The organism is Helicobacter pylori (assembly GCF_009689985.1).
GTDB classification, from domain to species: domain Bacteria; phylum Campylobacterota; class Campylobacteria; order Campylobacterales; family Helicobacteraceae; genus Helicobacter; species Helicobacter pylori_CG.
Window position 1 is genome coordinate 1 of record NZ_QBAW01000005.1, and the last position, 15,140, is coordinate 15,140.

A 15,140-nucleotide genomic window follows, 5' to 3' on the forward strand; every position below is an offset into this window, starting at 1 on the left:
AACTCTTTTATTTTCAATGAAGGGGCTAACCATTTTAAGGTGTTTTTTAATTATGGGTGGGTGTTTTGAGCGTGAAATGAATTGATAGATATAATATTTTTTTAAATAAAAGCCTTATTTTTGTCTTTTTTTCGTATAATAAGATTTAAGTTAGTATTGATAGTGGTGCGTTAAGGTTTTTCAATCTTGCGTGATCAAATCAATATTTCCTAATAAGATCATAGCTTTAATATTCAAAATAGTATAAAAAGGAAAGTTATGTATGCGGCTCATCCTATCAAGCCCCTAAAAGCCCCTAAACTCAAAACTAAATTTTTAAGGCGTGTGTTTGTGGGCGCGTCTATTAGGCGTTGGAATGACCAAGCATGCCCTTTGGAATTTGTGGAATTAGACAAACAAGCCCATAAAGCGATGATTGCGTATTTGCTCGCTAAAGATTCAAAAGACAGGGGCAAAGACTTAGATTTAGATCTTTTAATCAAGTATTTTTGCTTTGAATTTTTGGAGCGCTTGGTTTTAACCGATATTAAACCCCCTATTTTTTACGCCCTCCAACAAACGCACAGCCAAGAATTAGCCTCCTATGTCGCGCAAAGTTTGCAAGATGAAGTCAGCGCGTATTTCTCTTTAGAGGAATTAAAAGAGTATTTAAGCCACAGGCCCCAAATTTTAGAAACTCAAATTTTAGAGAGCGCGCATTTTTATGCGTCTAAGTGGGAGTTTGACATTATTTATCATTTCAACCCCAACATGTATGGCGTGAAAGAAATAAAAGATAAAATTGACAAGCAACTCCACAATAACGAGCATTTGTTTGAAGGGCTTTTTGGGGAAAAAGAAGATCTGAAAAAATTGGTGAGCATGTTTGGGCAGTTGCGTTTCCAAAAGCGCTGGAGCCAAACCCCAAGAGTGCCGCAAACTAGTGTCTTAGGGCATACCTTATGCGTGGCGATTATGGGGTATTTATTGAGCTTTGATTTAAAAGCTTGTAAAAGCATGCGGATCAATCATTTTTTGGGCGGGCTTTTCCATGATTTACCCGAGATTTTAACCCGAGACATTATCACGCCCATCAAACAAAGCGTTGCAGGGCTTGATAACTGCATTAAAGAAATTGAAAAAAAGGAAATGCAAAACAAAGTCTATTCCTTTGTGTCTTTGGGCGTTCAAGAAGATTTGAAATATTTCACCGAAAACGAGTTTAAAAACCGCTACAAAGACAAGTCTCATCAAATCGTTTTCACTAAAGACGCTGAAGAATTGTTCACGCTTTATAACAGCGATGAATATTTTGGGGTTTGTGGGGAGCTCTTGAAGGTGTGCGATCATTTGAGCGCGTTTTTAGAAGCCCAAATCTCTCTTTCTCATGGCATTTCCAGTAACGATTTGATTAAAGGGGCTCAAAATCTTTTAGAATTGCGATCCCAAACAGAACTGCTTGATTTGGATTTAGGGAAATTGTTTAGGGATTTTAAATAATGAACTATAAAGAATTATTAGAATTTAACGATTACGCTATGGATTTAACCATTCGCATGGCTCATCATAGCACTGCTATTGAAAACAATCCTTTGAGCCTTGCTGAAACTATAAGTATTTTAACCACTGAATACATTCCTAGAGAAATGCCTCAAAGAGCTTTCTTTGAAGTGAAAACTATCAAAACATGCTCTTCTTTCTATTAGAAAACCTGAATAAAGGACAAAGCGTTGATAGCTTTTTTATAAGAGAGTTGCATGGGATTTTAGTGAATTTTTTACTCCCTAATAAAGGGGCTTTCAAAACGACTGATAATACCATTTTAGGAGCTAGTTTTGAAACGACCCCTCATTTTCAAGTGCCTATGTCTATGAAAGAATGGTGCGATAACCTCAATTATAAGATGAAGACCTTACAAGATAAAGAAGAAAAACTAAAAGCTATTTTAGAACAACACATTTTGTTTGAAAGGATACACCCTTTTAGCGATGGTAATGGTAGGGTGGGCAGAATGCTAATCTTTTATAGCGTTTTAGAGCAAAACTTAATACCATTTGTGATCACCAAAGAACAAAAAGAGGCTTACATTAAGGCTTTAGACACATGCAATACAGAAAGCTTATACCAACTCGCCAAAGTATCCCAAGAGTTTGAACTCACACGCATACAAGGGCAAATGGTATTCAATAAGAATAAGCCCTAAAATCATGGTTTTCAAGCGCGCATCAAATAGAGCCTTTTTCTCTCGCTTGAAGAAGCGATGTTGAGCAATTGGCGGTATTTAGTGATTGTTCTTCTTACCATTTTCAAATGGAATTTTTCTTCAATGAGTTCTAAAATCTTAGCGTCGCTCAAAGGCTCTTTTTTGTCTTCATTTTTAATCAATTCTAAAAGGTAGTCTTTAATCACAGCGTTTGAAGTCTCGCTATTGTCTAAGGCGGTGCTAAAGAAATGTTTAATAGGGAAAACCCCCCTTTCGCATGCCAAATATTTATTAGAAATGGCCCTTGAAATCGTGCTTACAGAGTGGTTAAACTCATTGGCTAAATCCAATAATTTTAAAGGACGCAATTTTTTACCCTTAAAAAAATCGTATTGATACTCTAAAAGCATGAGGCCGATTTTATAAATCGTGGCTTTTCTCAAATTTAGTGCATCAATCAAATCTTTAGCCTCTTTTAATTTTTCTTTTAAATAAGCGCTATCTTTAAAGCGATTTTCTTCTAAACTGATCGTCGGATAGCTCTCATCATTCAAACGCACGATGATTTCATCATCCACTTCTAAAATAAAAAGTTCCGGAATGACTTCTATTTCTTTTTCTAAAAACTCAATGGCTGGGGGGTTTTTAAAGGATTTTAAAATCTTTAAAGCCTTTTCATAATAAAAATCTTTAGAAAATTCATGGTGTTTTTCTAAATTTAAAATGATTTTTCGCGCTTCTTCATAAAGCTCGTTATTGTCTAATTCCCTACTCTCTAACTGGAATAAAAAGCTCTCTTTCACATCTCTAGCGCCAATACCAGCGGGATTAAGGTAACTAAAACGCTTGCGCACTTTTTCATAAACTTCGCTCTCTACCCCTAAAATTTTAGCCCTTTCTTCAATGTTTTCTTCAAAATACCCTTCACTATCTAGCCCATTAATAATATCCATAGCGATTTTTTGAGAGGTTTCAGTAGGAAAGAGGGGGGGAATGATTTGAGCTTCTAAGGTTTCAAAAAGGCTTTTAGAAGCGATTGCGAAATTTTCTAAATGATCGTTGCTATTTTTAGCACTAAAGCGATCGCTAAAATTTTTGATGCGTTTGTTTTCAATTTTGATTAAGGGGTTATCCAGGGCGTTTTGTTTCAACACTTCTTCTAAATCTTCAAGCTCACTTTGTAAAATGGGAAGCCACCCTTTTAAAGTAGCGTTTAATTTGTTTTGAGGGCTAATGTTTGCGCGTAAAACCGCCATGTCTATACCTTAAAATTTTCCCCTAAATAATACTTACGCACCAAAGCGTTTTCATAAATTTCATTAGCGTTCCCGCTCGCTAAAAGCGTGCCGCTTTTAATCACATACGCTCTGTGGCACACGCTCAAAGTCTCTCGCACATTGTGATCAGTGATCAACACGCCGATGTTTAATCCAATCAAGCTTTCAATGATTTTTTGAATGTCAATCACCGCAATCGGATCCACGCCCGCAAAAGGCTCATCTAATAGCACAAATTTAGGGTTTTTCATCAAAGCCCTAGCGATTTCTACGCGCCTTCTTTCTCCCCCACTCAAGCTCATGCCCTTACGCTCTCTTATGGCTTGGATATTAAAAGCGTCTAGCAAGCTTTCCATTTTTTCTTCGCTCTCTTTAGAGTTTTTAAAAGTGCTCTCCCCTGCTAGGGCTAGATTATCTTCCACGCTCAATTCTTTAAAAATGCTGGATTCTTGGGGCAAGTAGCCTATGCCTAAGTTAGAGCGCTTGTGTAAGGGGTATTTAGCTAAATCCACATCGTTTAAATAAACGCTCCCCCCACTAGGCTCTAAAAGCCCGCATATCATATAAAAGGTGGTGGTTTTACCCGCCCCATTAGGCCCTAAAAGCCCCACCACTTCGCCGCTTTTCACTTCTAAAGAAACATCTGAAACGATTTTGGTTTTTTTAATCTGTTTGTTTAAATGCTCTGCTTTTAAAATATCCATTCAAGCGACCCTTTAAGCGATCTTTATTGTATAAAAACGGCTAGTTGATTCGGTTTTGATTTCCACAACCTTAATAGCTAAATCGTATTTTTTTAAAATTTTTTCTAATTTTTCATCGCCCCATTCCACAAAATGGATCCCCTTTTCTAACAAGCACTCCAACATGCCAAGCTCCAAGCAAGCCTTTAAATCGCGCATGTAAAAATCATAATGGAACACGCTCTCGCTATAAGCATGCATCAAGCTAAAGGTGGGCGAAGTCGCTTGAATGTCTAAACCCAAGTGTTTCAAGCACGCTTGAACTAAAGTCGTTTTACCGCTCCCCACAACGCCTTTTAAAAGCACCACCCCCTTAAAATCATCTTTTAAAATTGCAGCCGCCACTTTGTTTAATTCGTCTAAACGCGCTCTCATAACAATTCCACGCTTTTGATTTCAAACTCGCTCTTAATCTCTTCAATGAGGTTAGAATGGTTAGCCATAAATTCTTGCAAGGCTGTAGGGGCTTCTTTGGGTTGGGTTTCTTGAACCTCTTTAGTGTCGTTTTCTTTAGTTTCTTTTTCTTTAATCTCTTTTTTAACCGCTTCTTTAATCTCTTTTTCTTTCATTTCAGCCGTGGTTTCGGTGGTTGGTTGGGGTAAGATTTTTTCCCTTAAAGAAGAAATTTTAAAATCTTTAACCTCTTTAGTTTCTTCTGGAGTGCTTTTATTTTCCAAATGATTTTTTAAAGCGATTTTGATATTTTCGCCCTTGCCAAAAACCCCATCAACGATACTTTTCACGATTTTAAATCGTTCTCTTAAAAGCTCTTTATCTTTATCAGTGGCTAAAGACTCCCAAGTCAAGGTTTTAGTCTGTCTGTCAAAATCAATGAAACGGATATTTTTTTCAAACACCGCCCCTAATTCGTAATTGCGCTCATAAACCAATGTTTGAACTTGCTTGAAAAGGTTGTGAAAAATGCGATCTTTAGCTGAAAGCATAGGAGTTTGTGGGGTTTCTGCGTTCTCTATTCTTTCTGCTTGTTCTATTTTTTCTGTGCTTTTGGGTTCTTGTTTAGGGGCGTTAGCGTTTTGATTTAAGGGATTTAAAACGCTTTCTTTACTTTGCTCTAATTCCAAAATCGCATCGTCTAGGGCTTTGAGCTTCAAAGCTTCTTTGAATTTCATTTTCAATAACAACAGCACAAAACTAGCATTTGCCCCTTCTTTTAAAAGGCTGAGACTGCTCATAATGATTTTAAAAAAGCGCTCTATTAAAAGGATGGAATACGAATCAGGGCTTAATAATTTCGCTTTCAAAAAAAGCATCATTTCTTCTAAAACGCTCTCGGTTTCATAATTTTCTAAAATGGCATAACGCTCTTGCAATCGCGCTTCATCTTGGTTGATTAGGCTTTGAAAAAAATCTTCTAAAACACTCCGATCAATCGCTCCTAACATTTCAGCCACTTTGCTTTCTGTGATAGCGTTATCGCAATAATTGATGGCTTGCTCTAAAAGAGTGATCGTATCTCTTAAGCTCCCTTGCCCGCTGTGAGCCAGTTTTTCTAATGCGCTTGTTTCATAACTTACTTGTTCTTTTTCTAAAATAGTTTTTAAATGAGAAATAACGGAATTTTCAGGGATTTTTTTAAACCTGAAATGCTGGGTGCGGCTGAGTATGGTAGCGGGCAATTTCAAAGCGTCCGTTGTCGCTAAAAGGAATTTCACATGGCTAGGAGGCTCTTCTAAAGTCTTTAAAAGCGCGTTAAACGCTTCGGTGGTGAACATATGCACTTCATCAATGATAAAGATTTTATAGCGCCCAAAGCTTGGTTTGTAGCGCGTTTGCTCTATGAGATTACGGACATCATCAATCCCCCTATTAGACGCTCCGTCCATTTCTATAATATCTATATGGTGGTTGTTTAAAGCACTCTGGCATTGGGTACAAGTATCGCAAGGCACAGCTTTTGGCCCTTCTTCACACATTAAAGCCCTAGCAAAAATCCTAGAAGAGCTGGTTTTGCCAGAACCTCTTAACCCGCTGAATAAATAAGCGTTAGCCAAACGCTGGTTGTCTAGGGCTAAAGAAAGCGTTTTAGCCACGCTCTCTTGACCGACTAGCTCGCTAAAATGTTTGGGGCGGTATTTTAACGCTAAAACTTGCATATTGATTGTAATCCTTAAAACTCATTTAGGAGTATTGTAATGCAAAATGACTTAAAACTAGCCCCTTTTTAGGTTTTACTCAATAGCACTAAAAAATCCCTAAATAAAGTAACGCTAAGCGTTCCCATGATGGCGGTTACAAAGAGATTCACCCCCATAAAAATTTTTTGGTTGTTTAAAAGTTTAGAGCCATAACGCAACGATAAAGTGCATAACAATAAAAGCCAAGAAAAGGCAGCCGATAAAGTGCCGGCTAAAAAGACAAATTTTTGCACTAAATCAAAAGACAAAGCACTCGCGCCAATTAAAAACACCATTTCCAAATACACTTGAGGGTTGAGTAAGGTAACGCCTAAAGTGAATAATAAGGTCTTTTTTAAGGATAATTTTTTAGGGGTTTGGACTTGCTTCTTTTTAAAGGTTTGAAAAAGGGTTTTTAAAGCTAAAAAAGCGTAAAATCCGGTAAAAGCCGCTCCAAATAAATTCAAAAACAAACTCAAATAAAGGTTTTTAGCAAAATAAGCCCCCACGCCAAACACGCCCATGCTCATTAACACAATATCGCATATAAAACACAAAGTGCAAATCAAAAACACATAATTCCTAGCCATTCCCCTTTCCACAATAAACAAGGATTGCGCTCCCACAGCCGCACACAAAGAAATCGCTAAACCAAAACCTTCTATAAAAACCACAAACATCTTGCTTAAATCCTTTCACTCAAAATAAGCCAAAACCATAACGCTACCATTAAAAATTCAAAAACGACATTTTAAAATTTTAGGGTTTAAAACGACCTTTATGATCGCTATGAATAAGATTAAATGAGAACAGATAATAACCAAAATGCCATTTTGATACTTTTAGTGGTTTAATATTTAATAATAGATTAAAATTGACATGCTAAAATACTGAAATTTGCTGTCGTTATGTGGCAAAAATTTAGACAACAAGGAATTGGGAATGGGAAGGAGTTTGGCTTTTTGCCTAATGCTCGCGCTTGGATTACAGGTTTTAGGCGCTAGGGATTTTTCGCAACTCAAAGATAAGGAGCTTTTAGAATTAGCAGGAACTCTGCCTTCTAATGAAGCGATTGATTATCGCATGGAAGTGTCTAAACGCCTTAAAGCCTTAAACGCTGAAGACGCTAAGAAATTCCGTGCGAATTTCAGCCGAATCGCTAGGAAGAATCTTTCCAAAATGAGCGAAGAGGATTTCAAAAAAATGCGTGAAGAGGTGCGTAAAGAATTAGAAGAAAAAACCAAAGGTTTGAGTGCTGAAGAAATCAAGGCAAAAGGGCTTAATGTGAGCGTTTGTAGTGGCGATACGAGAAAAGTTTGGTGTAGGGCTGTTAAGAAAAAAGACGAACATTGCTCTCCTAAGTGAGATAAAATTTAATTTAAAAGGATAAAACATGAAAAAAGCGTTGAAAATACTTTCTGTTAGCGCGTTGCTATTTGTGGCTTTAAACGCCAAGGATTTCAGCAAAACAAGCGATGAGGATTTGGCCAAAATGGCTGGCGTTGTCGCTCCGCAGGATATTGTGGATTACACAAAAGAGTTGAAAATGCGCATGAAAAAGATGCCTGAAGACAAGAAAAAGGCGTTCCACAAACAATTGCATGAATATGCAACTAAAAACACAGACAAAATGACCGTAGCGGATTTTGAAGCCCGCCAAAAAGCCATTAAAGAAGCGCTTAAAAAAGGCAACATGGAAGACATGGACGATGATTTTGGGTTGCGATCATGCAAGCATGGGAAAATGCACAAACACGATAAGCATGGTAAGAAGCATGGCAAAAAACATGACAAAGATCATGATAAAGATCATGACGATAAAGACCATGACCACCATGATGAAGATCACAGCGATAAGCACTAAAGCTTAAATGACACCACTTTTTCTATCAAAGCTTCAAACTCTTTAAGCAGAAATCCTAAACGCTTTTGGCGTTTGGGATAGAAGCATGCTATTATATAAAATATTATTAGTAATTTTTTATTGTTTTTTTTAACACCGCAGTTTTTAGCAATCAGCCAAGCGCAGGATTTATCATTAAAGGCAACTTCTACCCCCGACCACGATTTGATTAAATTCCAATCAAAAATAAAAACCTAAAACCGCTTCAGCGTTTCAAACCATTCTAAAAGAGGGTTTCAATACTCTTCAAACATTTCTTGGATTTTTGCTTTATCGTTCGTTTTGGTTAAAGCGAGTTGTAAAAGCACCCTGGCTTTTTGGGGGTTTAAATTGTCGCTTGTGATAAAGCCATAAGCTTTGTCATCAATCTCGCCTGAAGTGACTTCACCACTGCCTACCCTGCTAGAACGAACGATTAAAACCCCCATTTTGCTCGCTTCTTGCATCGCTTTTAAAAACCCAGCGCTCACATTCCCGTTACCCACCCCGGCTATCACAACGCCTTTTGCATGCGAGTTTAGGCTCGCTTGGAATAAATCAAGGGTCATGCCGGCATGCGTGTAAATAATATCCACTTTAGGCAGGGGGGTTTTGAGTTGTGAAAGAAAAAATTCGCTCTTCATGGTGTGTTTTCTCAAAGGCTGCATGTAATAGCGTGTTTTGCCATAATACACGCTCCCTATCGCGCCGCTATTTAGGGCTTTAAAAGTGGAAGTGTGGGTGGTGTGCGTTTTAACCACTTCTCTAGCACTAAAAATATTATCGTCCATCACCACCAGCACGCCTTTATTAGCGCTTTTTTCATTGGCCGCTACACTCAGCGCGTTATACAAATTCAAAGCCCCATCCGCGCTCAAAGAAGTAGCATTACGCATCGCTCCCACCAGCACGACCGGTTTTGTGGAGTGTAAAACTAAATTTAAAAAATACGCGCTCTCTTCTAAAGTGTCCGTGCCATGCGTAATGACCACGCCTTGAATGCGGCTATCATCTAGCAATTCTTGGGCGCGTTTGGCGAGCTTGAACCATACTTCCTCATTCATGTCTTGTGAGCCGATGTTAGAAATCTGCTCCCCTTGAATGCGAGCGATCTTGTTAAGACTAGGGATAGCCTTAAGAAGCTCTTTGATGCCCAATTCGCCACTTTTATAACTACCCGAACTCGCACTCGCACCACTCCCTGCAATCGTCCCTCCTGTCGCCAATAAAGCAATCGTGGGTAAATTTTGAGCCATAACTTGCCCCTTCAAACAAAATAAAAGAATCAACAATTTCAAAAATATTCTCATTATAGACCACCTTTTGAAATTTAAAAGGTTTTATAGTATAGTAAAACATCGTTAAAATAAATTTAAAAAGGGTTAATGGTGGATACCTTTTTTCAGATTGTAGTGTTACTTTTTTCACTTTTTTTAGGGGCAAGGCTAGGGGGCTTGGGAGTGGGCTATGCTGGGGGTTTGGGCGTGCTTGTTTTATGCTTATTTTTGGGGCTAAATCCGGGCAAAATCCCTTTTGATGTGATTTTAATCATCATGGCAGTCATTAGCGCTATTAGCGCGATGCAAAAAGCGGGGGGCTTGGATTATTTAGTCAAAATCGCTGAAAAAATTTTAAGAAAACACCCCAAGCAAATCAACTACCTCGCGCCAAGCGTGGCGTATTGTTTAACGATACTAGCCGGCACTGGGCATACGGTTTTTTCTCTAATTCCGGTGATTGTGGAAGTGAGCCAGAGCCAAAACATCAAACCCAAAGCGCCTTTAAGCTTAGCGGTAGTCTCTAGTCAGGTCGCTATTACTGCAAGCCCGGTGAGCGCAGCGGTGGTGTTTATGAGCAGTATTTTAGAGCCTTTAGGGGCGAATTACTTGACCCTTTTAATGGTTTGGATCCCTACGACTTTTTTAGCATGCATGCTCACGGCGTTTATTATGGGCTTTACTGATTTGAAATTAGACAGCGATCCGCATTATTTAGAGCGCTTGAAAGCGGGAAAAATCTCGCCCCCTAAAATCAAAGAAGAAAAAGAAACCTCAAAAAGCGCGAAATTATCGTTATGGATTTTTATCGGCGGGGTTGTAGCGATCGTTTTTTATGCGAGCGCGATTTCTAAAAATATCGCTTTGATTAGCCCGGTGGTTTTAGGCAGAGATCACGCGATTGTGTCTTTCATGCTAAGCGTGGCGACTTTAATTGTGATTTTTTGCAAGATTAACGCTAATGAAATCGCTCATTCAAGCGTGTTTAAATCCGGCATGCAAGCGTGCGTGTGCGTGTTAGGCGTGGCGTGGTTGGGCGATACTTTTGTGAGCAATCATATAGATGAAGTCAAAAGATACGCTTCTTTTTTGATCGCTGATTACCCGTTTTTATTAGCCGTAGCGCTCTTTTTGGCTTCCATGCTTTTGTATTCGCAAGCTGCCACTTCTAAAGCACTCATCCCAAGCGTGATCGCAGCCTTAGGCATTAGCGCTAATCATACCGAGCATTTGTATATTATCGTGGCTTCTTTTGCGAGCGTTTCGGCGTTGTTTGTGTTACCCACTTACCCCACTTTACTAGGAGCGATCGCTATGGATAATACCGGCACCACTAAAATGGGCCGTTATGTGTTCGATCATGCGTTTTTGATCCCTGGGGTTTTAGTCGTGTCTTTGAGCGTAGCGTTAGGGTTTGTTGTCGCGCCGTTGGTTTTGTAGCTTTCATCATCAACGATAAAAAGCTTGACGATTTTTCTAAACCCCCCCTTAAAAAAGAGGGTTTAAACCATTAATAAGCAAACACATAATTAAGGTACACGCTATAAAGCCTTCGGTATTCTAGCTTAGTGCCTAAAAAAGAATAGTAATTGGTGTTAATAGTAGGGATTTTAATGCCTAGTTCAATGCCATGTTGCGCGGAATGCTCGCTGTCTTTTTTCTTAGCTGTAGCGAGATTCGTTCTCAAACCCAAATTGAACAAAAATTGGAAATTAGAGGTATTGACTTTTGCGCTATAAGGGTTATTGAGTGCTGTTAAATTCACATATTGAGAATTAAGCCATGTAGTCCCTGCTAGTTGGATACCACCAAAGAGACCCACAGAAAGCTTGTTGTTCTTTCTTGTGATGCTATCGTTGATAATATTCACTAACAAATCGCTCCCACCGCCATAAGTCCATATGTCAGAAGAAGAATTAAAAAAGCTTGATTTGATATAGCCGTGGTTGTAATCAAAGAAGCCATAATACCTTAATCCCCATCTCTTGCTTTCGCCAAAGAATTGCTTATAGCCCACTTGCACGCCAAGCCCATTCAAAGCGCCGTTATTGCTTTGAGAGGCTATCATTCCTATATTTTTAAAGGGGTTATTGCTCATCGCCGCTAAAGCTTGAGAAAGATTGGATGCTTGCTCTTGGTTGATTTGGTAATTGTATTGGCCCGCTGCTGGAGCGTTTTTATCATAAGGTAGTGTGACAATGTCTTTTGTATTGACTTGATTGTATGGGAGTTTAGAAATCTCTTCGCTCAAATTCTTAGCACCGTTATAAGCGGCTACAATCTGCGCTTGATTGGATTTTAGGTTATAAACATCTCTAGCCACGCTTAAAGCCAAATCCAACCGATTGCTATAATAACTCACATTCCTTTGAATCGAATCAATTTCAGCGTTTAGATTCACATTTTTTCTGTAAGGCTTAGTGGGAGTCGTGCCTAAAGGGGGGATTTTCAAATAACCAACTTGCAAATATTCAAACTGGTCTTTAGGGATAGAATTGAAGAGGTTAAAGATGCTTTTAGCGTTAGAAAGAATGGTCTGTTGGTTTTGCGCGAAATTATAAATTTCTTTGTCGTAATTAGGGTTTGTGTTATCGCCTGTAACTTGACCTTGCAAGCCATCTGATTTGCTTTTGTTTTGTTCAGAAAGCTTGAGCGATTCTTGCAAATAAGGGAGCATTTTGTAAATGTTTTGGAACAACGCATAAGAGGTTACGGAGTTATTGGAGGTTATCTTACCTTCATATTTGGTTGTAGAACCATTCTTATCGCCTCTAACCTCACTTGGCACTAAAAGCCCGTTGATTCTTATCTTGCTCCAATCCATGTTAGTGTTGGTTGCACTAATCAAATCCATAAGCTCTTTTGCAGTATTGAGCGCGCTAGATATGGTTGCACCTTGATCTTGATTGGCTGTATTGCACCCATTTTCATTTAAAGCGCAAAGAGTGCCTTGAGCTTTTTGGAGGCTTTCAGCAAGATTTTTCATCTTCTGATAAGTAGCTATAGGCATGCAGTTTTTAGAACTTGGTTGGGAGCATCTGGCTGTCAAAGGCACATTGCTAAACCCTTGACCATTCTGACTGGTGCTAGTGGTCAAGCCTTCCACATTAAAAGTGAGAGCGTTCCCTGCATAAAGAGTCCAGAAAGCCAGTATGGAAGTGAGAACGGCTTGAGCGCTGCTATAAATGGGCGATAAATCCTTATTTTGAGAGTTGTTATTCGCAAAGCTTATCAAATTAGATATAGATTGTCTAACCAACTCGTAGTTGTTTGCATTTTCAATACTTTGCCTTAAAGCAGCCACTTGGGCTAAAGATGAGTTTAATTGCTCGTATTTGTCGTTCAAGTTTTTTAATTCACCGGTGTTTTTGACCATTTGCACCGCTTCGCCGATTTGATAGCCCGCACTCACAAAAAAGCCATTGTCTTCAGCGCAAAGCAATGACGCCACAAGGGATAGAGAAAGTAAAAATCGTTTTTTCATAAAAGTGTTCCTTGAAGTAATTTTTTGTTGCAAAAATATTCTAAATAGTAATAAATTTACAATTGATTTAATTTTACCATTAAACTTATTGAATTTCAAAAAAAAAAAAAAAAGATTTTGGGGTATTTTAACTTATTTATCTTTGGAGCGTTGATTTTTGTAACGATAAAATCATCTTTTGAATTTTATCAGTATTTAATGGGAATAAAGCCCAACTAAAACAAGAATGCGTAGCTGACAAAAACTTCTTTACTCCTAAAAACGCTGAAGTTTTGTCGGATCGTTTGTTGTTGCCACACATTGCTAGAGCCAAAGTTTTTCCAACTTTGCGTGCTCAAGCTATAGTAAGGGATTTTTAGCCCCACATTGAAGCGGTTGCGTTTGCCTATATACAAAGAACCCCCGAAATTCACAAAAAACCCCCCACCCGCTGCAAAAAATTTACCATCTTGATTCGTGTTTTGATTTTGATATTGAGAACTCCATAATATTGCGTATTCCACCCCACCCCCACCAAACACGCCTATTTTAAAAAACAGCATTTTTTCTGTTTTTAAAGCGAGTTTTAAAAGGGTGTCTATAGGGAGATTAACAAACACATTCACATTCAAACCAAACGCCATGAAATGCCCGTTATTGAAGAGAAAATCTTGAGGGTTTGGGGTTTTTTGCAAATTCAAAGAGCCTTGAGTGTTTGAAGCAGAATCGTAGGTTTTAATCGCGCTTGGGTCATAATTGGCTTGGGATAAAAGGGTATTACCCCCCACTTTTTGACCTAATTGCGCTTTAGCGTATTCTATATCCCCCCACACCCTTAAGCCTAAAATATGGTATTTATCAAAAGCTATTTCATCGCCTATTTGCCCGGTATAAGACAGGTTTTTACCCCCCTTATAATGGGCTTCTAATTTCTCGCCATAACACACGCTGCTAGGGCAAGTGGGGTTGTCTTTATAAGCTTGTTGCCACATGCTTGTGCTTACATTAGCCCCTGTGCCTAGCCTAAAACCCAAATAAATGTGGTTTTTCGTTTTAAAAAAAGGCGTTTTTTCAGTAGCATTGCCCCATAAAACCCCCAAACTGGCTAAAAAAACAAGCGCTTTCAAACGCTTTTTTGATTCAATTCTACCCATAATGGCACTTCACTTTGCAACATTTCTTGATTAAAAAATTCCTCTATACTCTCTCGCATGCTCTTTATCTCTGTAAGGGTGTTGACGCAGTTGCGAAACGCGCTCGCTTGCATTTCGCCCTTAGCGTAAGCATGCAAATTTTTCCTAAACATGATCACCCCCCTATCCCCATAAAACTCCACCATTTTATCAAAATGTTCTAAAACCAGATCTTTTTTCACGACTGCGGGTAATTCGGTGGTGTTGTTTCTGATTTGCCAAAATATCCATGGGGCTCTTAAGGCTGCTCGCCCTATCATTAGCCCATCAGCTTGCGTGATTTGCAAGACTTCAAAGGCTTTTTTCACGCTGTCAATTTCGCCATTGGCTATCACCGGCTTTTTTAAAATCCCTTTCATTAAAGCGATGCTTTCATAATCTATTTTGTCTTTTTGGTATTTGTCGCTTCGTGTCCTCCCATGCACCACCACATAATCCACCGGCGCGTCATTCAAGGCATGAGCGATTTCTTTAGGGATTTTTTGATCAAAGCCTAAACGCACTTTCACGCTTGTGATTTTTTTATTAGTGTTTTCTCTGATGGTTTTTAAAAGCTTCACCAAGTGGTTTAAATCCTTCAATAGCCCGCTACCATTACCATGGTTAGCCACTTTAGGGGCAGGGCAACCGCAATTAAAATCAATCCCGCTCACATGCTCTAAAGCGTTGATTTTTTCCACCGCTTCCTTGACTACGCCCTCTTTAGAGCCTGAAATTTGCGCCATGAAATGATCTTCTAAAGGGGATTTTTCTAACATTTTAGAAGTTTTATCAAACGCATACACCAACGAATGCGAGCTTACCATTTCGCTTGTGGTAACATCCACGCCAAATTTTTTCACCACGCTCCTAAAAGGCAAATCCGTATAGCCTGCCAAAGGGGCTAGAAAAAGCCATTTTTTATTCTTAAAGTCCATTCATTCTCATATCAAAGTTTTTTGTTGTATTTTGACACAATCAAGGTTAAAAAGCGCTTTAAAAACTTATC

General features: G+C 38.8%; 13 protein-coding genes and 1 pseudogene. 5 read left to right on the forward strand and 9 right to left on the reverse strand.

Annotation, left to right across the window (positions count from 1 at the left end):
• Positions 1–258 precede the first annotated feature (258 nt).
• Both DBU79_RS04600 and DBU79_RS04605 read left to right on the forward strand, forming a co-directional pair.
• A complete protein-coding gene (locus tag DBU79_RS04600) occupies positions 259–1,479 on the forward strand; it encodes an HD domain-containing protein (protein WP_154411681.1) in 1,221 nt (406 codons plus the stop codon).
• Positions 1,479–2,182: pseudogene (locus DBU79_RS04605) on the forward strand (Fic family protein). Before DBU79_RS04600 ends, DBU79_RS04605 begins: the two are co-directional and overlap by 1 nt.
• A gap of 11 nt (positions 2,183–2,193) precedes the next feature.
• On the opposite strand, the gene DBU79_RS04610 reads toward DBU79_RS04605, so the two are convergent.
• The 5 genes from DBU79_RS04610 to DBU79_RS04630 all read right to left on the reverse strand — a co-directional run bounded on the left by DBU79_RS04610 (position 2,194) and on the right by DBU79_RS04630 (position 7,017).
• Positions 2,194–3,438: an RNA polymerase factor sigma-54 gene (locus DBU79_RS04610; RefSeq protein WP_154411682.1), complete on the reverse strand. Its 1,245-nt coding sequence runs from the start codon at positions 3,436–3,438 to the stop codon at positions 2,194–2,196.
• Positions 3,439–3,440: 2 nt separating this feature from the next.
• Positions 3,441–4,163, reverse strand: coding sequence for an LPS export ABC transporter ATP-binding protein (gene lptB, locus DBU79_RS04615; protein WP_000353224.1), 723 nt, complete (start codon positions 4,161–4,163; stop codon positions 3,441–3,443).
• A 12-nt stretch (positions 4,164–4,175) separates the two neighbouring features.
• Positions 4,176–4,577 (reverse strand): tRNA (adenosine(37)-N6)-threonylcarbamoyltransferase complex ATPase subunit type 1 TsaE, encoded by a 402-nt coding sequence (gene tsaE / locus DBU79_RS04620; RefSeq protein ID WP_134890002.1) that lies wholly within the window; start codon positions 4,575–4,577, stop codon positions 4,176–4,178.
• Positions 4,574–6,316 (reverse strand): DNA polymerase III subunit gamma/tau, encoded by a 1,743-nt coding sequence (locus DBU79_RS04625; protein ID WP_154411683.1) that lies wholly within the window; start codon positions 6,314–6,316, stop codon positions 4,574–4,576. The genes tsaE and DBU79_RS04625 overlap by 4 nt, the downstream gene beginning before the upstream one ends.
• A gap of 68 nt (positions 6,317–6,384) precedes the next feature.
• Entirely contained in the window at positions 6,385–7,017 is a 633-nt protein-coding gene (locus DBU79_RS04630) for a LysE family transporter (protein ID WP_154411684.1), read from the reverse strand.
• 262 nt (positions 7,018–7,279) lie between these two features.
• On the opposite strand from DBU79_RS04630, the gene DBU79_RS04635 reads away from it, so the two are divergent.
• Together DBU79_RS04635 and DBU79_RS04640 are read left to right on the forward strand one after the other, a co-directional pair.
• Positions 7,280–7,702: a DUF1104 domain-containing protein gene (locus tag DBU79_RS04635; RefSeq protein WP_154411685.1), complete on the forward strand. Its 423-nt coding sequence runs from the start codon at positions 7,280–7,282 to the stop codon at positions 7,700–7,702.
• A 28-nt stretch (positions 7,703–7,730) separates the two neighbouring features.
• The gene (locus DBU79_RS04640) at positions 7,731–8,201 is read left to right on the forward strand and encodes a sialic acid-binding protein (RefSeq protein WP_154411686.1); all 471 of its coding nucleotides are present in this window, start codon (positions 7,731–7,733) and stop codon (positions 8,199–8,201) included.
• A gap of 275 nt (positions 8,202–8,476) precedes the next feature.
• On the opposite strand, the gene DBU79_RS04645 is transcribed toward DBU79_RS04640, so the two are convergent.
• A complete protein-coding gene (locus DBU79_RS04645; RefSeq protein WP_154411687.1) occupies positions 8,477–9,529 on the reverse strand; it encodes a type II asparaginase in 1,053 nt (350 codons plus the stop codon).
• A 75-nt stretch (positions 9,530–9,604) separates the two neighbouring features.
• Here DBU79_RS04645 and DBU79_RS04650 point away from each other — a divergent pair, with 75 nt between their 5' ends.
• Positions 9,605–10,936, forward strand: a complete 1,332-nt coding sequence (locus DBU79_RS04650) for an anaerobic C4-dicarboxylate transporter (protein WP_154411688.1) — start codon at positions 9,605–9,607, stop codon at positions 10,934–10,936.
• Positions 10,937–11,006: 70 nt separating this feature from the next.
• On the opposite strand, the gene sabA is transcribed toward DBU79_RS04650, so the two are convergent.
• From sabA to DBU79_RS04665, 3 genes are all read right to left on the reverse strand, one after another.
• Positions 11,007–12,980 carry a Hop family adhesin SabA/HopD gene (sabA, locus tag DBU79_RS04655; RefSeq protein ID WP_229764018.1) on the reverse strand — a complete coding sequence of 658 codons (1,974 nt, stop codon included), beginning with the start codon at positions 12,978–12,980 and terminating at the stop codon, positions 11,007–11,009.
• Between the two features lie 215 nt (positions 12,981–13,195).
• On the reverse strand, positions 13,196–14,113 hold the full coding sequence (locus tag DBU79_RS04660) for an outer membrane beta-barrel protein (protein WP_154411689.1): 918 nt from the start codon (positions 14,111–14,113) through the stop codon (positions 13,196–13,198).
• Positions 14,083–15,069 (reverse strand): tRNA dihydrouridine synthase, encoded by a 987-nt coding sequence (locus tag DBU79_RS04665; RefSeq protein WP_000346138.1) that lies wholly within the window; start codon positions 15,067–15,069, stop codon positions 14,083–14,085. The genes DBU79_RS04660 and DBU79_RS04665 overlap by 31 nt, the downstream gene beginning before the upstream one ends.
• Positions 15,070–15,140 lie beyond the last annotated feature (71 nt).